This is a genomic window from Neorhizobium sp. LMR1-1-1.1 (assembly GCF_040675795.1).
Taxonomy (GTDB): Bacteria; Pseudomonadota; Alphaproteobacteria; order Rhizobiales; family Rhizobiaceae; genus Neorhizobium; species Neorhizobium cellulosilyticum.
The window spans coordinates 33626-51510 of record NZ_JBEGHE010000022.1 but is presented as its reverse complement, the minus strand read 5'-3'; the positions used below and the strand labels follow the sequence as shown (position 1 = coordinate 51510).

The 17885-nt window shown below is 54.5% G+C and carries 19 protein-coding genes; 9 read left to right on the top strand and 10 right to left on the bottom strand.

The annotated features are described in order from the left end of the window. Window positions 1-17: 17 nt before the first annotated feature. Together MRBLMR1_RS12310 and MRBLMR1_RS12305 are read right to left on the bottom strand one after the other, a co-directional pair. The gene (locus MRBLMR1_RS12310; RefSeq protein WP_183688418.1) at window positions 18-1298 is read right to left on the bottom strand and encodes a beta-ketoacyl-ACP synthase; all 1281 of its coding nucleotides are present in this window, start codon (window positions 1296-1298) and stop codon (window positions 18-20) included. 186 nt (window positions 1299-1484) lie between these two features. Beyond that, on the bottom strand, window positions 1485-2249 hold the full coding sequence (locus MRBLMR1_RS12305; RefSeq protein ID WP_500064840.1) for an alpha/beta fold hydrolase: 765 nt from the start codon (window positions 2247-2249) through the stop codon (window positions 1485-1487). Window positions 2250-2282: 33 nt separating this feature from the next. Between MRBLMR1_RS12305 and MRBLMR1_RS12300 the strand changes: the two genes are divergently transcribed. Next, window positions 2283-3260, top strand: a complete 978-nt coding sequence (locus MRBLMR1_RS12300; protein WP_500064838.1) for a cupin domain-containing protein — start codon at window positions 2283-2285, stop codon at window positions 3258-3260. Between the two features lie 18 nt (window positions 3261-3278). Here the strand turns inward: MRBLMR1_RS12300 and MRBLMR1_RS12295 are convergent, their stop codons facing one another. Then, on the bottom strand, window positions 3279-3686 hold the full coding sequence (locus MRBLMR1_RS12295; RefSeq protein ID WP_174011513.1) for a hypothetical protein: 408 nt from the start codon (window positions 3684-3686) through the stop codon (window positions 3279-3281). 72 nt (window positions 3687-3758) lie between these two features. After that, a complete protein-coding gene (locus MRBLMR1_RS12290; RefSeq protein WP_183688412.1) occupies window positions 3759-4700 on the bottom strand; it encodes a helix-turn-helix domain-containing protein in 942 nt (313 codons plus the stop codon). A 119-nt stretch (window positions 4701-4819) separates the two neighbouring features. On the opposite strand from MRBLMR1_RS12290, the gene MRBLMR1_RS12285 reads away from it, so the two are divergent. Then, complete coding sequence (locus MRBLMR1_RS12285; protein ID WP_174011519.1) at window positions 4820-5659, top strand: MBL fold metallo-hydrolase; 840 nt, start codon at window positions 4820-4822, stop codon at window positions 5657-5659. Window positions 5660-5686: 27 nt separating this feature from the next. Here the strand turns inward: MRBLMR1_RS12285 and MRBLMR1_RS12280 are convergent, their stop codons facing one another. From MRBLMR1_RS12280 to MRBLMR1_RS12270, 3 genes are all read right to left on the bottom strand, one after another. Beyond that, window positions 5687-6481, bottom strand: coding sequence for an SDR family oxidoreductase (locus MRBLMR1_RS12280; protein ID WP_183688410.1), 795 nt, complete (start codon window positions 6479-6481; stop codon window positions 5687-5689). An 83-nt stretch (window positions 6482-6564) separates the two neighbouring features. After that, the gene (locus tag MRBLMR1_RS12275) at window positions 6565-7116 is read right to left on the bottom strand and encodes a nuclear transport factor 2 family protein (protein WP_174011526.1); all 552 of its coding nucleotides are present in this window, start codon (window positions 7114-7116) and stop codon (window positions 6565-6567) included. A gap of 95 nt (window positions 7117-7211) precedes the next feature. After that, the gene (locus MRBLMR1_RS12270; RefSeq protein ID WP_174011529.1) at window positions 7212-7637 is read right to left on the bottom strand and encodes a MarR family winged helix-turn-helix transcriptional regulator; all 426 of its coding nucleotides are present in this window, start codon (window positions 7635-7637) and stop codon (window positions 7212-7214) included. A 93-nt stretch (window positions 7638-7730) separates the two neighbouring features. On the opposite strand from MRBLMR1_RS12270, the gene MRBLMR1_RS12265 reads away from it, so the two are divergent. Continuing rightward, entirely contained in the window at window positions 7731-8231 is a 501-nt protein-coding gene (locus MRBLMR1_RS12265) for a nuclear transport factor 2 family protein (RefSeq protein ID WP_183688407.1), read from the top strand. Between the two features lie 80 nt (window positions 8232-8311). Next, complete coding sequence (gene fabF / locus MRBLMR1_RS12260) at window positions 8312-9595, top strand: beta-ketoacyl-ACP synthase II (protein WP_500064833.1); 1284 nt, start codon at window positions 8312-8314, stop codon at window positions 9593-9595. A 52-nt stretch (window positions 9596-9647) separates the two neighbouring features. Here fabF and MRBLMR1_RS12255 read toward each other — a convergent pair whose 3' ends face one another. Beyond that, window positions 9648-10313 carry a TetR/AcrR family transcriptional regulator gene (locus MRBLMR1_RS12255; protein ID WP_183688453.1) on the bottom strand — a complete coding sequence of 222 codons (666 nt, stop codon included), beginning with the start codon at window positions 10311-10313 and terminating at the stop codon, window positions 9648-9650. A 96-nt stretch (window positions 10314-10409) separates the two neighbouring features. On the opposite strand from MRBLMR1_RS12255, the gene MRBLMR1_RS12250 reads away from it, so the two are divergent. From MRBLMR1_RS12250 to MRBLMR1_RS12235, 4 genes are all read left to right on the top strand, one after another. After that, window positions 10410-11588, top strand: coding sequence for an HlyD family secretion protein (locus tag MRBLMR1_RS12250; protein ID WP_500064832.1), 1179 nt, complete (start codon window positions 10410-10412; stop codon window positions 11586-11588). Continuing rightward, window positions 11585-13147, top strand: a complete 1563-nt coding sequence (locus MRBLMR1_RS12245; RefSeq protein WP_183688401.1) for a DHA2 family efflux MFS transporter permease subunit — start codon at window positions 11585-11587, stop codon at window positions 13145-13147. The genes MRBLMR1_RS12250 and MRBLMR1_RS12245 overlap by 4 nt, the downstream gene beginning before the upstream one ends. A 229-nt stretch (window positions 13148-13376) precedes the next feature. Then, window positions 13377-14831 carry a catalase gene (locus MRBLMR1_RS12240; RefSeq protein WP_183688399.1) on the top strand — a complete coding sequence of 485 codons (1455 nt, stop codon included), beginning with the start codon at window positions 13377-13379 and terminating at the stop codon, window positions 14829-14831. Between the two features lie 58 nt (window positions 14832-14889). Continuing rightward, the gene (locus MRBLMR1_RS12235) at window positions 14890-15540 is read left to right on the top strand and encodes an HD domain-containing protein (RefSeq protein ID WP_500064828.1); all 651 of its coding nucleotides are present in this window, start codon (window positions 14890-14892) and stop codon (window positions 15538-15540) included. On the opposite strand, the gene MRBLMR1_RS12230 is transcribed toward MRBLMR1_RS12235, so the two are convergent. Both MRBLMR1_RS12230 and MRBLMR1_RS12225 read right to left on the bottom strand, forming a co-directional pair. Further along, entirely contained in the window at window positions 15535-16494 is a 960-nt protein-coding gene (locus MRBLMR1_RS12230; RefSeq protein WP_500064826.1) for a GlxA family transcriptional regulator, read from the bottom strand. The genes MRBLMR1_RS12235 and MRBLMR1_RS12230 overlap by 6 nt on opposite strands. Window positions 16495-16656: 162 nt before the next feature. Further along, a complete protein-coding gene (locus MRBLMR1_RS12225; RefSeq protein WP_174011552.1) occupies window positions 16657-17202 on the bottom strand; it encodes a hypothetical protein in 546 nt (181 codons plus the stop codon). A gap of 209 nt (window positions 17203-17411) precedes the next feature. Between MRBLMR1_RS12225 and MRBLMR1_RS12220 the strand changes: the two genes are divergently transcribed. Further along, window positions 17412-17858 (top strand): winged helix-turn-helix transcriptional regulator, encoded by a 447-nt coding sequence (locus MRBLMR1_RS12220; RefSeq protein WP_174011556.1) that lies wholly within the window; start codon window positions 17412-17414, stop codon window positions 17856-17858. Window positions 17859-17885: the final 27 nt, after the last annotated feature.

The following is a 17885-nucleotide window of genomic DNA, read 5'->3' as shown; positions in this document are numbered from 1 at the left end:
AGCTGTTAGCACGATGATCAAAGGGCGGCAGAAAGCACCAAGCTTGCATTCTGGCCACCGAAGCCGAAGGAGTTCGATACGACGTGCGTCAGCACTGCATCACGTCGTCTATTCGCCACGACATCAAGCGGTATCGCCGGGTCTGGCGTGTTGTAATTTATGGTGGGGGGAACGACACCGTCGCGGATGCTTTGCAAAGAGAAAATGGCCTCGATGGCACCCGCAGCCGAGATCGTATGGCCGATCATTGACTTGTTTGATGAGCATGGGATGGCCGGAAGCCGGTCGCCAAAAACAGCCGCCATTGCATTGAACTCCATTTTGTCGTTCTCGGGGGTCGAGGTCCCGTGAGCGTTCACGTAGTCAACGTCCGATGGCTGTAGGCCTGCATCCGCTAGTGCTGCTTGAACCGTCTGTATCGCTGGAAGACCGTCAGGTGACGAACGAGTTCGATGGAAGGGGTCAGTTCTCTCCGCACAGCCACTGACGAAGCCTAGAATCCTTGCGCCTCTCGCGGACGCGCTTTTAAGGGACTCAAGGACTAGGGTTGCGGCACCTTCAGCCATAACGAAGCCGTCTCGGTCTTGGCTGAACGGTTTCGACGCTTGGTCGGGATGTTCGTTCTGGGTGGATAGTGCAGAAAGAAGCGAAAACCGTACCAAAGCTTCCGCACTAACAGAGCCGTCGGTAGCGACACAAAGTGCACGGTCTGTTCGACCCTGGCGGATAGCCTCCACCCCCATCTGGATCGCGGTCACTCCTGATGCACATGCGGTCGATAACGTCACCGGCAGTCCACGGGTACCAAATCTATTTGCAAGGCGCTCAGAAATGGTACCGAATTGAACGGATTCATGAAATTTATGGTCGGGATGTTTACGTACCACTGAGAGAAGGCGGTCATAGGCGTTGGCAAATTCAACATCCATGTCAGATTGATCCGCAAGGGCAAAGCGTGCTGGCCATTCTGGCTCTATCGGAGGTGACGCCAAAAATAGCGGGCCAGTGAAATCTCCCTCTAATCCGGCTTGACCGAGAGCCTCGATAGCCGTCTCCTTGGCGAAGGCATGTGAGCGCTCAACCGCATTTTCGGCGGGCAGGCGAAGAAAATCGACGGTACCGGCAATCCGCGTCTTTAGATAATCCGTACGAAATCGCGTGACCTCTGATATACCTGATACTCCATTGCAGAGCGCTGCCCAGTTGTCTTCGAGACCGCAGCCTAGCGAAGTCAAGACGCCAACGCCTGTGACAGCGATTCTGGGGCGACCAAGACTATCGTTATATTTGAGGGGCATGATCTCGTATTTCCTGGAGGATTATGTTTTCGAACCGGGAGATCGAAGTACTGGCGAATTCTCAATCCCTACTGACCGCCCTATCTGGCGGGGCAACGCCATGAGGTAGCGTAAGCAGGAACATGTGTATATCCACTTATTCCTGCTTACATGTCAACGGAGGGTCAAATCACGCGTGCTACGTGGTCACTTTCCGCTCGAGGTGGCGGCTCTTTCGATAACACGGGCCACGTCTTTAGCGTGAGTCACGAGCGAAGCGTGGCTTCCATCGACTTTCGTCGTTGATGCCTTGATTCTTGACGCGAAGAATTCTTGATCCTTTGGGTCGATGAGCTTGTCCCGCGCACTTATGACGTAGAAATTTGGCTTTGAATGCCAGGCGGCGGCGGTCACCGCTGCCTCAAACGCGGTGTGATTCAAGGGCAACTGGTTCGCGGCCAATGTCTTGGCAACATCGCTTGGGAGATCAGCAGCCACGACCCGCGGGAAAGCTTGCGGATCGATGGATAGATACCCATCTGCGTTCGGGCGAATGCTCTTAACGCCATCAGTTTGCGTTCCGGCTTTGCCGAGAGCCGCTACGGATTCTCCTTTGTCTGGTGCGAACGCGGAAACATAAACCAGGGCCTTTATCTTCGGATCGTTCCCTGCCTGGGTTATGACCACTCCTCCCCACGAATGGCCGACGAGAACGACCGGCCCACGCTGTGCGTCGATTGCCCGTTTTGTCGCTTCGACATCGGCCTCAAGCGACGTGAGAGGGTTTTCTACGAGTGTGACATGGTATCCGTCTTTGCCAAGGATATCTGCAACAGGTCGCCAGCTCGTCTCATCAACGAAAGCGCCGTGAACCAAGACAATGTTTTTGGTTACGCCGTCTGCGAGTGCAGTTGAACTGGTTGTTGAGGCCGCAAGAATAGCAGCGACGCCGGAGAGCAGCATCTTTAACATCGGTATTCCTTCCCGTATCTGTTTATTTTGCAGATGTATCTGCGACTGCGATGCGTCGGACTGAATGGCCGACTGCACGATGAAACAGTAGGAACCGATACCGTGTCCGGATATAGCCCAGAAAACGGATCACTTGATCCATCGTCCAGACATGGCAAAAAGGCGGACCTCCTGTCGGATGTGCTGCGCATCGTGCAGCTACGTGGAGGTGCAGTCTGGGCCGGCCTGTCGTTTGTGGATGAGAATGACCTTCCCTGGCCCTCCGCGCCGACGATCCACGTCGTCACGGAAGGGACTGCTCTTTTTTCGTTGGATCAGAGTGACCCATTCACCGCGACAGCGGGTGAGATTGTCTTGTTTCCACGCGGAGGCATCAAATACCGCATATCAGCTGTCGATCACCTGGAGCCAATCGAGCTAATCAATGCAAGTTTTCACTTCGACAATGCCGGAGTAGCTTCCCCACTCCTCGAACTGTTGCCTGATGTGATCCACATCACGCCATCGATGGACAGTTCATCGGTTTTGATCAAGGATGTGGCGCAATTTCTCGTGCTGGAAACCAGAAGTCCGGAGCCCGGTTTCTCGCTGATGATATCGAGAGTGATCGATATCCTTGTCATCCGTTGCATAAGGACTTGGGCACAAAGCGTCGGCAGTGATGGGTGGGTCGGGGCACTCGGAGACGAAAGAATAAGCCGGGCGGTCGCAGCTCTCCATCGTGAGCCCACCAGAGCCTGGGCCGTTGCGGATCTGGCCGCACTCGCAGGCATGTCACGATCGAGCTTTTCCGATCGCTTTACGAAGCTGGTTGGAGAGCCACCACTTCGTTATTTGCTCGACTGGCGTCTCACCCTGGCTTTCGACATGCTCAACCATACCAATCTGCCGATCAAGAAAGTTGCTTTCGCCTCCGGTTATGAGTCTGAGGCCGCATTCAGCCGCGCATTCCGTTCGAAGTTCGGGTTCCCTCCGGCCGAGCATCGAAGCCGGCCGAAGCTGGCTGTTTGACGATACTGGTCACCCTTTTCAACCTGAGCGCTTTAATAGAAGGTTCTCGACATCTATGAGCTTCTTCCAAGGCGTTCCATTCAAGGCTCGCCCTAGATCCCCGCGAGTATCGATTTTCTTCCCAGACATCCTCATCAGATACTTGGCGGCTCCAATCGCATATATGCTCACCTCCTCGATTGCGTGCTTCGTCCGACCAGCAAAGCCGTGCTCTAAGTTTGCAATCACTCGTACGGTCTCGATCGCGCCTCGATAGTGGCGTCCGAGGTCCAGAACTAAGATCGTCTCGACTTCAACGCTTCCGTCCATTCTGCAGGTCATTTCAATTGTGTGGCCACTGTCGGGGTAACCACCCCGATTGGCGGCCACGACAAAGCACTCATTCTTTCCCCGCGCTGTGGAGATTTTTTTCAACGCGATGGTCAAGGCTTCGTCCGCGTCCGCACCTTCACCTGTAGCCTCTTGCCCACTGTATACGAGACAAACGGATGTCAATTTTCAACTCCGATCATGATGGAAGGTTTTTGCCGATTGTATGGACGCGAGCGCGACCCTGCTGCGGTATTCACCCGGTGTGACACCCAATTCGCGTTTGAAAATTTTGCGATAGGAGTTCTGATCTTCGTAGCCAGACTGATAGGCGATCTGTTCGATCGAAGCGGCAGTCCTTTCAAGGAGCTCTCGCGATCGCTCGATACGGATCCGCTGGCAATATTCTAAAGGAGTCATTCCTGTCGCCCGCACGAATCGCCGTAGAAACGTTCTTTTGCTCATGCGTGCCAGCTTCATAAGATCATCAAGCGTCGCGCTCTTCCATAAATCTTGATGCAGCGCGTGCTGAACCGCAACGATCGCTGGATCACCATGGCTCAGTATGGGCGTGAAACTGGCGTAGTAGCTTTGCGACCTGTCCGCAGGGTCGATCAGCATGAATTTAGCCGTTGCCAGCATGATGTCGGCGCCCAAGAAACGCTCTACAAGCCTCAGGCCAAGCTGTGTCCATGCCATCACGCCTCCGGCCGTGATCAAGTCGCCGTCATCCACCAGTATTCTCGACAGGTCGAATTCAGCCTTGGGAAATTTTCTGCTGATCTCATCGGAGAGGGACCAATGCGTCGTCGCTTTCCTGCCATCGAGCAAACCGGCGGCGCCAAGAACCATTGCCCCTCCACACGCGGAGCAGATGATTGTGCCGGCGTCCTTTTGAGAGCGTAAAAATTGCAGAATTCGCTCTTCATCTCCTGAAGCAGCTCCGCGTGAGATCATCGGAGGAACGACCAGCGCATCAAATGGCGACAGCCAGGCGCCGAACTCTGCAGGGCAAATATTCTCTTGTACAATATGTCCGACGGAGCGCTCCGAATTCATTTCGTTCGCAAATGCCCACATTTCCGAAAGCCCCAAGATCGACGCCTTCGAGGCACCTTCGAGGTCCAACACCGCGACACGAAAATTCCTCACAGATGGCACCTTTGCCCCGAAATCTGTCAATATTGCTACTGTCGCTATTTAGGCAATGGATGGAAGATGGCAATAGGTCAACCAATGGGTCAACGCGCATGAACAACAGCGGGGCTGCTTTCTCTTTCCTGCATGGGGCGTTCGATATCACTGTCGTAAGTGATGGATATCTCACACTCCCGGCAGACATCATTATGCCTGAAGTTGAAGAAGCTGCCCGGCTATCCATTCTCGCTGAGATGGGTGGAGGACACGCAAGCGCTCCGCTCGCGACAAATGTGCCCGTTATCCGCACAGGAGAAGAGCTCGTCCTCATTGATGTCGGATCTGGTCGCCAATTTCAGGATACTTGCGGAGCGTTGCCGGAGAATATGCGGCGGAATGGCATCGATCCAATCGACGTGACAGCCGTTCTTTTTACACACGCCCACCCTGATCACATGGGTGGTATCCTTGATGATCGCGGTAATCTGGTTTTTCCCAACGCGGAGTATTTCCTCAGCAGAGAAGAGTGGGAGTTTTGGGAAGACGACTGCCGGCTTCCCGATCCCCTCAAAGTGTTTGGCCAAGGTGCTCGCTCCAACTTTCGCGCGATCGCTGGGCGCCTCAACCTCATCGAGCCTGGCCAACGACTTCTTGACGGGATGGAAGTGCTTTCGACGCCAGGCCACACTCCAGGCCATGTGTCATTTTCTTTGGACGGACAAGGCGAGCTTTTCATAACCGGTGATGCGCTGACCAACCCGATAATCTCCTTCCAACATCCCGATTGGCGCTTTGGTTTTGATACAGACCATGAAGCCGCAAGCCATACGCGCCAGCAACTTCTGGATAGGCTTGCGTCGACACGAGCCCAGGTGCTCGGCTATCATTGGAAGCGCCCAGGATTGGGGTCTGTAGAGCGCGACGGGGCAGCTTTCAGGCTTTGGTACGAATGATTCCGGGGGATTACTCCCCCGAAATTATCACCCGATACTGTCGACGATTCCGCCCTCGACGCGAAGAGCTGCTCCAGTCGTTGCAGACGATAGCGGCGATGCAACATAGGCCACGAGATTGGCGACTTCTTCGACGCTCGCTGTCCGTTGGATGATGGAAGATGGCCGGTGCGCTTTTACGAATTCGTCGGCGGCCTGCTGCACGGTTGTCTCGCTACCCCCGATCATCTCCTTGACCATTGTCTCAACGCCTTCGGACAACGTTGGGCCGGGAAGCACGGAGTTGACGGTGACGCCTGTGCCAGCCGCAACTTTGGCGAGGCCACGCGCAAGAGCCAGCTGAGCAGTTTTCGTCGTCCCATAGAAAATCATGTCCGCGGGAATGTTGAGACCAGATTCCGAGGATATGAAGATGACGCGTCCCCAGCCGGCTGCTATCATCGCTGGCAGATACGCTCTGGAAAGGCGGATACCCGAAGTAACGTTGACGGAAACAAACTCCTCCCACTCGTCGTCAGTGGATGAGAAGAAATCTTTCCAGGCATACTTCCCGAGATTATTGACGAGCACATCACAGCGCGGAAAACGCTGAACAAGCTCGGCCACGACAGAATTCGAGCTCAGGTCTCCAACAAATGTATGGACGGTAACGCCAGGAGCAAGTTGGCCAATAGCCCGGGCCGCCTCGTCAAGCGATTCCTGACGCCTGCCGTTGATAACAACGTCCGCGCCACACGCGGCGAGTGCCTTGGCAATCGCAAGACCTATTCCTGCGGACGACCCGCTGATGATAGCGAGTTTGCCTTGAAGTTCTAATTTCATGCTCGTTTATCCTCGATAATGCAAAATAAAATGAGCCAAGCACTTAAGACAGTAATCCGATGCTTGGCCGGCCGGTCCCTTGCTCACTTAATCTGAGGACGAGGCATGAACTGCACCAAAGCCGCTGCGTCCTGCGTAGCCGGTGAGAGACGCGTGTTGGTCGTGGAGCCCCCGATGTAGCGTTCCCAAATTTTCCATCCGTCAGCCGTTTTGACCAGTCGATCGCGCATCGGCGAGTAAAGCCAGATACCCGGCAAATCGGCATCGCTCTCCATGACCTGACCTGCCCCGAGCTTAACGGCGTCTTCCGGCTGAGCATGGCGGACGAGAAGATTGTGATAGCGAACTTGAACGCCATCGCCGTCCCGGTCGACGATGTGGTTTGTCGCGTGACGTCCCACACCTGGGATGAGATACGGATAGTCCACTTCGAAGAAGTGCCGGATACCTTCGTGTCCGCGGATCGTTCCATGGAAGTGATAGGCGACGGCATCGGGAGTAAATGACTCGATCATGCCCTCGACATCCCAGGTCTCGAAAAGCCAGTTCAACCGGTTGACGAAGTCGATTGCACTGATGTGGTCCGCTGGGTCGAGAAGCTGTTGCTTCATGATGGCCGGAAAGGCTGCGGTCATAAGATATATTTCCTCTATTAGGTGTGTATATACACATTTAGGGTCGCAATTTGCCGCCCGAGATGTCCCGACAAATTACGTGTTGGACGAGGCTGTTAGCCTCCATCCGGGATTGCCAGGTGGTAATCCCGAAACTCAAGAGCTCGAACGCGCTGAACTGATTTTTCAAACTGGCGCTGGGCGGACAGCCACAGAGGCGAAGCGTCTTTGAGCTTCGCCTTTCCAAATTCGCTCAGCTCGAAGTGGCGCGCACGATCGCCAATCTGTTGCGAACTGAGAACAATGCTATCCTTTATAAGTGGCTTAAGGCTACGCACGAGAGTGGTCCGCTCCATCACCATGTAGCCGGCCATTTCCGAGACCTTCATTCGACCATGATGCTCGAGAACCGTCAGGATCGAATACTGCGAGATCGTCAGACCACTCGGCACCAGGGCAGCATCATACAGACGCGTGATCCATCGGGAGCTTTTCCTCGATGTGAAACAGTAACAAGCATTTGGCCCTATTGCATCTTCCATCTCGCCTTGTTAGTGTGTAAATACACACATGTAAAGTATGTCTTTCGGATTTTGCTGGAAGGCGCGCGACGAACAGTTAGTTGGAGGTGCAAAATGGACGATGGCCCGATCTTCAAGAGCACGCAGGTTGCCGCTCAGATACGAAGCGATGCGATTGATTTCGTGAACCGTATCAATTTTTATTTTGATCGTTGGGAACTCGCAAAACTGCTCAACGCATTTGCGGATGATGTCGTTGTCGATCATCCGCTGGGCCGAAGCGTTGGAAAGCATGAGCTCGAACATTTCCTTCAGGCTTATGAACCGATCACCCTTGGCGTCCGAAGACATAACTGCAACCACGTCGTTGACGTCCTTGATAGCGGGGATGTGCAGGTCACTTACTACATTCTGCTTATCCGCGTTGCTCCCAGCTCAGAAGCTAATGCCCTTAAATCCGCTCCGATGGAAATCATGGAGTTTGATCAGCATTTTCCAAAGCTCATCTCCTACGCAATGGTAACCGATACTCTAGTTCGACTGCCAAGTGGTCACTTCGCGGTGAAGCACAAGCGTGTCGAAAACGTCTCCGAAGACAAGGTTCACCACTTCTAATTTGATCTGCAGGAGGCTTCGAAATCGTCAGCCTGGGTTGCCAGCGGCATAGGGCCAAAAATCACGTGGAAGGAATTTAGATGGTTTTCCAGTCATCGAGCGGGCGTGTTGTTGTTACCGGCATGGGGATCGTCTCTCCGCTCGGGGTTGGCGTTGAGCCGGTGTGGTCCAGGCTGATCTCCGGGGCCAGTGGTCTCATCCGGTTAAGCGACGACATAGTCCCTGACATCGACGCCAAGGTCGGGGGAATGGTCCCTACCATCGGTGAGGATGAGGCTGGTCTCGATATTGATGCGGTAATCTCGACCAAGGACCGGAGAAAGATGGATAGGTTCATCGTCTTCGCGCTTGAAGCTTCGCGTCAGGCAATCGCCCAGTCAGGTTGGGAGGCTGATAGTTCGGTAAAGCAGGAGCGCACGGCAACTGTGATCGCGTCGGGAATCGGTGGCTTCCATACCATAACTGAGGCCGTAAGAACTGTTGACGCTCGTGGGAGCGGCAAGCTCTCACCTTTCACTGTGCCCGCATTTTTGGTGAATCTTGCCGCAGGCCATGTCTCCATCCGATATGGTTTCAAGGGACCGATCGGTGCGCCCGTTACGGCGTGCGCAGCAAGTGTTCAGGCTATCGGAGATGGCATGCGACTGCTGCGAACAGGGGAGGCAGATGTTGTGGTGGCAGGGGGCGCTGAAGCGTGCGTCAATCGCGTCGCGCTCGGAGGTTTTGCCGCCGCACGCGGACTTTCAACTTCGTACAACGACACGCCGCAGAGGGCATCACGCCCATTCGACCGCGATCGGGACGGGTTCGTAATGGGCGAAGGCGCAGGTATCCTCGTGCTTGAAACGCTTGAGCACGCCCTCGCGCGAGGCGCTACACCGCTTGCTGAGATCCTGGGCTATGGCACAAGTGCCGACGCCTACCATCTGACAGCCGGCGCGCCAGACGGAGAGGGGGCTCGCCTTGCGATGGGGAGAGCTTTGACCATGGCGTCACTAGGTGCAGAGGAGATCGGCTACCTGAATGCTCATGCAACCTCGACCCAAGTCGGGGATGCCGGCGAACTTGCTGCAATTCGAACGATATTCGGGGAAGGCGCCGGCCCCGCTATCTCGTCCACAAAGTCGTCGACCGGGCACTTGCTGGGCGCAGCCGGCGGACTAGAAGCAATTTTCACGGCCCTTTCGATCCGTGACGGTGTGCTTCCCCCGACGCTGAACCTTGACAATCCCGATGTGACCGCTGCGGGACTGGATCTCATCGCAGGAAGTGCGCGTCGAAAGCCAGTCCAGTACGCGATGTCGAATGGGTTCGGCTTTGGCGGCGTCAATGCCACGGTAATTTTGGGGCCCGCGCCCATTTGAGCTACGCAGGGATGCCGCCTGCTTCCGCGCCCCAGAATGCGGCGGTCAAAGATCAATGTGAGCATTGATGAGGAGTGGCTGCTCCGCGCAGAAATATCGACGCACACGACCTTGCACGATCCTCGATCTCTTTTGGCTGTAAAAGGGGGGCCTGATTGAGAAGCGACGCCCGCTGCGGCTCCATGATCATCATGCCGCGCAGCATTCCGCAAGCGGCGTGGATATCTTCAAGAGCCAACCCGCCGTCTTCAACTCTTCCCCGAAGCCACGCTTCCATGAAGTCATTCGTGCGGACGATCGCCTTTTCGTAAAAGGCTGCGGCCAACTCCGGAAAACGGTCGGATTCACTAACGATTAACCGCATCAACCGAACCGTACGTTCAGACAGTGTCAGGCTTCCGTAGGCGAACAGTATCCGGATCAGTGCTTCCTCCAATCCCAGCTTATCGAGAACATCGACATCTAGTTTAAGCAGGAAATCGTCAATCCGGGTCGTGACCACCGCCGAAAAGAGGTCAGTCTTCGCCGGGAAGAGGCGATAAAACGTCTTTGTCGAAACCCCGGCTTCCTGTGCAATCGCGTTGATACTGGTTGCCTCATATCCATCGGCACGAAAAGCGCGGCAAGCAACATCAATTATGACCGAACGCGTGGCTTCATCGCAGCGCACTTGCGGGCGACCACGAGGCCTTTTTATAGGTACATCATTTTGGACCATCGGCATTTTCCAAATTCCTGTTGACAGATGTTACATACAACATATTTTGGAAAACCACAATTTTCCAAAATAGCGCAGCTCTCTTCCTGGTGATCCATGACCGATAAAATACGTGTGCTTGAAGCATCTCCCCAATCCCCTAATGCAAAGACAGAGGTCAAATCCTCAGCAGATGCCTCCGAAAGGGCGGACAATCCCGACCCGGCCCGCGGATCCCGAACGAAACTGAAACGTCTTCTACTTTCAATGGGTGCAGCAGTGATGGCTGCGGCAGTTGTCTATTACGGCCACGGTTATTGGACCGTAGGCCGTTTTCAGGTTGAAACTGACGACGCCTACGTCAAAGCAGACAGCAGCGCTATGGCCCCTAAGGTGTCCGGATACTTGACTGATGTATTGGTGGCGGATAACGAGCCCGTAACGAAGGGGCAGCAACTTGCGCTGATCGACGACCGCGATTATCGCACCGCCCTTGATCAAGCAAATGCCGATGTTATGGCAGCGGGTGCCTCTCTCGACGCTGCCCGCGCTTCTCTTGATATCCAGAAGTCGAACATTGCTGCCGCACAGGCCACGCTCGATGTGGACGGCGCTAATGAGGTCTTCGCAGAACAGAACAATCAGCGTTACGCCAGTCTGGCTACCAATGGCTATGCGCCGGTACAGACCGCGCAGCAAGCGGCATCTCAAATCGCCATAGCCAAAGCAACAATCGCGCGTGACGAGGCCGCGCTCGAAACGGCAAAAAAGCAGGTTCTGTTGCTCACCGCACAGGTTGCCCAGGCAGCTGCAGCCCTTGATAGGTCTAAGGCCCAAAGACGGCAGGCAGAGCTCAACCTCGATTATACGAAGATTGTCTCGCCTATGGATGGGGTGGTCGGCAATCGAACGTTGCGCTCAGGGCAATATGTACAGGCCGGCACACAGCTGATGACAATTGTACCGAACAATCAAGTTTATGTGGTCGCAAACTACAAAGAGACCCAGCTGACTGATGTTCGGGTTGGGCAGCCTGTTGAGATCAAAATCGATATGTATCCGGACCGGCTCTATCATGGAAAGGTTGAGAGCGTGGCGCCCGCGAGCGGTCAGGAATTCGCCCTCCTCCCGCCAGATAACGCGACTGGCAATTTCACCAAAATTGTGCAGCGCATTCCCGTCCGTATCGTGTTTGACCCGAACGGTTCGGGCCTGAAAGACTTGCGGCCCGGCATGTCCGTTCAGCCTGCGATTGATATCAGATCGCTGACTGCGAACCAAGGGACAGCGCAATGAGCGGCGATCGTACAGCGCGTGCAAGCGCGAGAGATTGGATTGCGGTGCTTGCCGGCATGGTTGGCGCGTTCATGGCGATCTTGAATATCCAGATTACAAATGCCTCTTTGCTCGAGATCGAGGGAGGAATTGGCACTGGCGTCGATAACGGAGCTTGGATCTCGACATCTTACCTGATTGGCGAAATCGTCGTCATCCCTTTGACGGCCTACCTGAGCACCGTCTTCTCGTTTCGTCGCTATATCCTAGTCAATTCGGTCCTTTTTCCAATCTTCTCCATCGCATGTTCGTTTGCTCACGATTTGGGCACAATGATCGTCTTGCGCGGATTGCAAGGTTTTGCGGGCGGTGTCCTTATCCCCATGGCCTTCACCATGGTTCTGACGAAGCTGCCAAAACCTCAACAACCTCTCGGTCTGGCAATCTTCGCACTGTCCGTTACCTTCGCACCCGCAATTGGGCCAACAATTGGCGGCTTTCTGACAGAAAATTATGGCTGGCAGACGATCTTCTATATTAACGCCGCTCCAAGCGCTGTCATGGCCGCCGCGCTGGCGATAACCCTGTCGCCGTCTCCAATGCGGTTGAGCCTACTGCGTGAGGGTGACTGGCTCGGCATTGTCACAATGACAATAGGACTCTCCGCGTTTCAGACCGTGCTCGAGGAGGGGAACAAGGATGATTGGTTTTCGTCGCCATTCATCGTCAAACTTAGCATCGTCGCAGCAATATTCCTAACCGCATTCATTTGGATTGAACTCACAGTTGAGAAGCCGTTGGTAAAGCTCAGGCTGTTAGCTCAGCGTAACTTTGGGATCGGTGTCCTGGTTAATGTCTTGGTGGGCATAGGCCTGTTCGGGACCGTTTACATTCTCCCGCAGTATCTCGGTCAAGTGCAACGCTACAACGCCGAGCAAATCGGGTACGTACTGGCTTGGACGGGCTTGCCCCAGCTATTGCTCATTCCCTTGGTTCCTCTTTTGATGAAACGATTTGATCCGCGGTATATAGGTTTTGTCGGAATATCGATCTTCGCTGGGAGCTGTTTTCTCAACATTTTCCTGTCTGCCGACAACGCTGGAGATCAGTTCTGGATACCGAACATTATCCGGGCGATAGGACAGGCACTTGTTTTGACCCCAATCACTGCGATCACGACCGCAGGTATAGCGCCTGCAGACGCGGCAGCCGCTTCCGGCCTGACCAACATGCTGAGAAATCTCGGCGGAGCGGTGGGAACCGCGTCTCTCGGCACAATCCTGACCAAACGAGAGCAGTTTCATTCGAACATCATCGGTCAATCCGTGACCCTTGCACGGGACGAGGTTCGCCAACGGCTCGATCAACTGACCGGCTATTTCATCTCTCATGGTGTGACAGACCATGTCGTTGCACAAAGGCAGGCAGTGATCGCCATTGGCCGCGTCGTGAAGAAGCAGTCTTTGATCATGGGATTTAGTGACACGTTTGCTGTGATCGGGACCGTACTGGCTCTCGCAGCACTCACCCTGCTTCTGGCCAAAAGGCCAATGCCGGGTGGCGGAGCGGGTGCGCACTAGCTTTGCATGTCGGCAGTTGGTCGGTTCAGGTCCCCATGGTCCGACCTGACGGAGCCCCGTCTCGTAAGTCGAGGCGGGGCTTTTCTGCCACCATATCTCCCTTGGCAGAAAACCGCACATTATTGGCAGGATGAAGCGCAGCAATGCCGTTGAGGAGTGGCGTTGAAAAAGACAATGCTTGTGGTCATGCGGCGTCACACGACGCCTGGTTCGACAACAAGGCAATCTCATGGAATCGAAGAAACCACTCACCACGGCCGCCGGCGCGCCGGTCGTTGACAATTTCAACATCCAGACCGCGGGTCCGCGAGGCCCAGCCCTCTTGCAGGATGTCTGGCTCATCGAAAAACTGGCCCATTTCGATCGTGAGGTCATCCCCGAACGTCGCATGCATGCCAAAGGCGCCGGTGCTTTCGGCACATTCACCGTTACCAACGATATCACAGCATACACGCGAGCGAGCATTTTTGCCCTAATCGGGAAGAAAACAGAGATGTTCGCGAGGTTTTCGACTGTCGCCGGAGAACGGGGAGCCGCGGACGCTGAGCGTGACATCCGAGGCTTCGCGCTAAAATTCTACACGGAGCAAGGAAATTGGGATCTCGTAGGAAACAACACGCCGGTGTTCTTCTTTCGAGACCCACTTCGCTTCCCCGACCTCAACCACGCCGTTAAGCGGGACCCGCGGACCGGGATGAGAAACCCCGAGACTAATTGGGACTTTTGGACTTCCATTCCAGAATCGCTCCATCAGGTGACTATTGTGATGAGCGAGCGCGGTATTCCAGCGACCTACCGACACATGCATGGCTTTGGCAGTCACACGTACAGCTTCATCAACGGAGCAAACGAGCGCTTCTGGGTTAAATTCACGTTCAGAACCCAACAGGGAATTAAGAACCTCACCGATACAGAAGCGACCACTCTCATTGGTCGAGACCGCGAGAGCCACCATCGTGATCTTTACGACAGCATTGAGAATGGGGATTTCCCGAGATGGACGCTCTACGTCCAGATCATGCCTGAGATCGCGGCAGAAACGCATCCCGTCAATCCTTTCGATTTGACCAAGGTTTGGCCCCACAGGGATTATCCCCTGATCGAGGTTGGGGTGATGGAGCTTAACCGCAATGCAGAGAACTATTTCGCTGAAGTCGAGCAGGCTTCGTTCACACCGGCAGCCGTGGTTCCCGGAATAGGGTTTTCCCCAGATCGGATGCTCCAGGCGCGGCTTTTCTCCTATGGAGACGCGGCCCGTTACCGGCTGGGCGTGAATCATCATCAGATTCCGGTCAACGCGCCAAGGAACCCGCACAACTCTTATCATCGGGACGGCGCTATGAGGGTTGATGGCAATCACGGTTCGACGAAAGCTTATGTTCCAAATTCGTATGGAGACTGGGCAGAGCAGCCTGCGTACCGCGAGCCCCCACTGAAAGTCTCGGGTGATGCAGACCATTGGGATCACCGCGTCGACGTTGACCATTTTGAACAGCCAGGAAATCTGTTCAGGATGATGTCACCTGAGCAAAGACAGGTCCTTTTCAACAATACGGCGCGCGCAATGGAGGGTGTGTCTAACGCTGTCCGCCAACGTCACATCGACAACTGTACAAGAGCTGACCCCGCCTACGGTGAAGGAATCGCTGCAGCTCTTGCGGCTAAACCAGCCCTTGCTGAATAACGTCAAAAACCGTGATCACTGTTGTCTGGCTGATCACCCTCTTAAAAGGTTCTCTCGTATGACCAAGTCAGTCGATATCGTTGCTGGTATCAAAATCCCTGACAGCGCGATGGCGAAAGCCGCTACCGAACTCGTCCAGGACACTGAAACGGATCTGCTTTTCCATCATTCTCGGCGCGTATTTCTGTTCGGAGCGCTGGCCGGTGAGCGCAAAAATCTCAGTTACGACCCCGAGTTGCTCTACATCGGAGCCATGTTTCATGACATGGGCATTATGGATAGATATGCCAGCGACACAGAGCGGTTTGAGGTTGATGGAGCGAATGCAGCGCGTGACTTTCTCTCATCCTACGATGTCGCGGAAAGGGAGGTCGATGATGTCTGGGACTCGATCGCTCTCCACACGACCCCGGGCATTCCGCAACATAAGAGGCCTATCGTTGCGCTCGTGACTGCCGGGGTCGAGATGGATGTTCTTGGAATAGGTTACGACGAGTTCCCCGAGGCGCAAAGGAAAGAGGTCTGTGAATGCCACCCGCGCGGATTGAAATTCAAGCACGGAATCCTGACATCGTTCTGCCTTGGCACCATACGAAAACCCGAGACTACATTCGGTAATGTAAAGGCTGACGTCCTGTCGAAGATGGATCCAAGCTATCAACGCAGAGACTTCGCCGAGATGATTCTGAATTCGCCTTGGGATTCATGAGCTGGCGATCGATCGAAGCGCAAAACGATTGCGATATTCTGTGGGGGTTATTCCTAGTCTTCGACTGAAAACCTGACGCATTCGAGAAGGGCTCCCGAACCCGCAATCGTGGGCAATCACTTTAAGAGGTTGCCCACCGCTTTCCAGCAGGTTCCTCGCAGCGTCGATACGTGCATTTTCCACGAACACGGCGGGTGTCGTCTTGGCCTCATCCGCGAAGATCCTAGCGACACTTCTCTCGCTCACTCCTGCGATTTTGCCGAGATCAGAAACCGTTAATGAAGCACGAAGGTTGCCCATCACGTGCTCCGCGATAATCGACAGTGGAGATGAAGATAGTCCAGAGAGCTCAAGATATGGACTGAATTGCGACTGGCCGCCATTACGTTGCGCGACGACGACAAGCCTTTTGGCGACAGCCAATGCAACCGCGTTACCGTGATGTTCGCGGACAATAGAAAGCGCCAGATCGATACCTGCGGTGACACCAGCAGATGTGATCACTGGACCATCCTGGACGTAGATCAAATCAGGTTCGACGCGAGCCAAAGGAAACCTTTCTGCAAGTCGAGCGGCATTTTGCCAATGTGTCGTCACCTTGCGTCCATTAAGTAGGCCCGCCTCACCGAGGCAGAATGCGCCTGTGCACACCGACCCGTACGTGTTGCTTGTGGCAGCTAAGCGAGTAAGGCACTCAACCAACTCCGAGGACGCTGCCTCGAGAGGTAGTGATGGACCGCCCGCGACAAGCAGAAGATCAAATGGTCCACGGGCGTTTTTGAATCTCAGGTCCGCGACCAATGCCATACCGTTCGATGCTTTTACCTTATCTGTGGATGGACCAATGAGGACGATCTCGTAGCCATCCTGGCCAGCAAGCATTGCCGTGACCTCAGCAAAGACGTCCAGTGGGCCGGAAACGTCGAGGGCTTGTACGCCCTCGAAGATTATCATTCCCACTTTCCTCACCATAATCCTCTCTCAGGTATTCTTTCGCGCCCTTATTTTGTGTTCGGTAAGGGTGCGCAGGAATAATTCTCTGTCAGCTAACAGCATTGCCGCGCTGGCGTTCTAGTACTTGCGGATAGGACCGGCACCACTGGTTAGGTTTGCCGGTCAGATGCCGTCTTTTTCAGTGTCTTCTGGACTGTTCCGAAGCTTATCGTGATGAGGAGACTTCTGGTCTGACTGACCCCGCGGATCTTGACCTATGTCCGACGGGAACTGCATTGCCACCTGGTGCACGGCTTGGTCTGTCCCTGAGGCTTCCTCGATAGTCTTTTTAATTTCGTCCTCAATCGCTTTACGATCGTCCGCAGACATATTGGCCAAGTCGTCTTCCGTCAGGCCTCGTGAGGCCAAATACTGAGCACGTATTTTCTCACCGACATCCATGTTGGCCCATCTATGGATTTCTGCCGCGAGGTCGTCTTTCTCATCAAGATCAGCCTCCGGCGATGGTGTCAGTCCGTCAACTGACAATGACCAAAGTGAATCGGCGAACTTCGAGATCGCGCCACCGGATTCCAAGCTCCCGTGGCTCCGCTGCTTTGGCTGTTCGTCTGAAACCAAAGAGAATGATGATAAATCCTCCGATCCCGGCCGTCTCATGGCAACATTCGAGGGGGCGAAATATGGACCCTGTTTTTCAATGATAGTCATTGTCGTCCTCCTTTGACTGAAGACGGTGTATGATCCGAAGCTTGCTCGTAACTATCATCATGATAGTTACATTCCATGTCGTTCGCAAGCGAGCGGTATCTCAAGAGCGAAGGCTGGATAAAGTTTATTGCTGAAGTAATTTCTTGGAACTGTCGGGATGTTTTGCCACACGGTATAAATGCCGCGCTGTAGATCGAGTCGGATGTCGGATGAAAAGAAAAAGCTTTAAGGACGTGGATTGTCCGATAGCTCAAACGCTAGAGCGGGTGGGCGAACAGTGGACAATTTTGATCCTTAGGGACGCGTTGCGAGGCAAGCGCCGCTTCGACGAGTTTCAAACAAGCCTCGATATCGCGCCGGCGATGCTTACCAAAAGGCTATCCGCATTAGTCGAGGCCCGCCTCATGGAACGGTCCCGATATTGCGAAAAGCCGGCCCGCTACGAATACCTTCTCACAGAGGCAGGAAGAGAATTTCAGAGTGTGATCCAGGCGCTAATCGCATACGGCAATGCACATTACTCTGCGGGTAAGCCTGCGGTAAATTTTGTAGACACCGAGACTGGCAGGCCTGTAGATCCGATCATGGTCGATCGATTGACGCTCGAGCCCCTGCGCGCGCCGCGGTTTCGCTTGGTGGACCGAGACAAACCTTGAAAATAGCTGTTGTAGATACGATGCGGA

Coding starts and splice junctions, on each gene's coding strand:
- MRBLMR1_RS12310 (WP_183688418.1), bottom strand. CDS start 1,298: ATGCCCCTCAAATATAACGATAGTCTTGGTCGCCCCAGAATCGCTGTC.
- MRBLMR1_RS12305 (WP_500064840.1), bottom strand. CDS start 2,249: ATGTTAAAGATGCTGCTCTCCGGCGTCGCTGCTATTCTTGCGGCCTCA.
- MRBLMR1_RS12300 (WP_500064838.1), top strand. CDS start 2,283: ATGTATCTGCGACTGCGATGCGTCGGACTGAATGGCCGACTGCACGAT.
- MRBLMR1_RS12285 (WP_174011519.1), top strand. CDS start 4,820: ATGAACAACAGCGGGGCTGCTTTCTCTTTCCTGCATGGGGCGTTCGAT.
- MRBLMR1_RS12280 (WP_183688410.1), bottom strand. CDS start 6,481: ATGAAATTAGAACTTCAAGGCAAACTCGCTATCATCAGCGGGTCGTCC.
- MRBLMR1_RS12275 (WP_174011526.1), bottom strand. CDS start 7,116: ATGACCGCAGCCTTTCCGGCCATCATGAAGCAACAGCTTCTCGACCCA.
- MRBLMR1_RS12270 (WP_174011529.1), bottom strand. CDS start 7,637: ATGGAAGATGCAATAGGGCCAAATGCTTGTTACTGTTTCACATCGAGG.
- MRBLMR1_RS12265 (WP_183688407.1), top strand. CDS start 7,731: ATGGACGATGGCCCGATCTTCAAGAGCACGCAGGTTGCCGCTCAGATA.
- fabF (WP_500064833.1), top strand. CDS start 8,312: ATGGTTTTCCAGTCATCGAGCGGGCGTGTTGTTGTTACCGGCATGGGG.
- MRBLMR1_RS12255 (WP_183688453.1), bottom strand. CDS start 10,313: ATGGTCCAAAATGATGTACCTATAAAAAGGCCTCGTGGTCGCCCGCAA.
- MRBLMR1_RS12250 (WP_500064832.1), top strand. CDS start 10,410: ATGACCGATAAAATACGTGTGCTTGAAGCATCTCCCCAATCCCCTAAT.
- MRBLMR1_RS12245 (WP_183688401.1), top strand. CDS start 11,585: ATGAGCGGCGATCGTACAGCGCGTGCAAGCGCGAGAGATTGGATTGCG.
- MRBLMR1_RS12240 (WP_183688399.1), top strand. CDS start 13,377: ATGGAATCGAAGAAACCACTCACCACGGCCGCCGGCGCGCCGGTCGTT.
- MRBLMR1_RS12235 (WP_500064828.1), top strand. CDS start 14,890: ATGACCAAGTCAGTCGATATCGTTGCTGGTATCAAAATCCCTGACAGC.
- MRBLMR1_RS12230 (WP_500064826.1), bottom strand. CDS start 16,494: ATGATAATCTTCGAGGGCGTACAAGCCCTCGACGTTTCCGGCCCACTG.
- MRBLMR1_RS12225 (WP_174011552.1), bottom strand. CDS start 17,202: ATGACTATCATTGAAAAACAGGGTCCATATTTCGCCCCCTCGAATGTT.
- MRBLMR1_RS12220 (WP_174011556.1), top strand. CDS start 17,412: ATGAAAAGAAAAAGCTTTAAGGACGTGGATTGTCCGATAGCTCAAACG.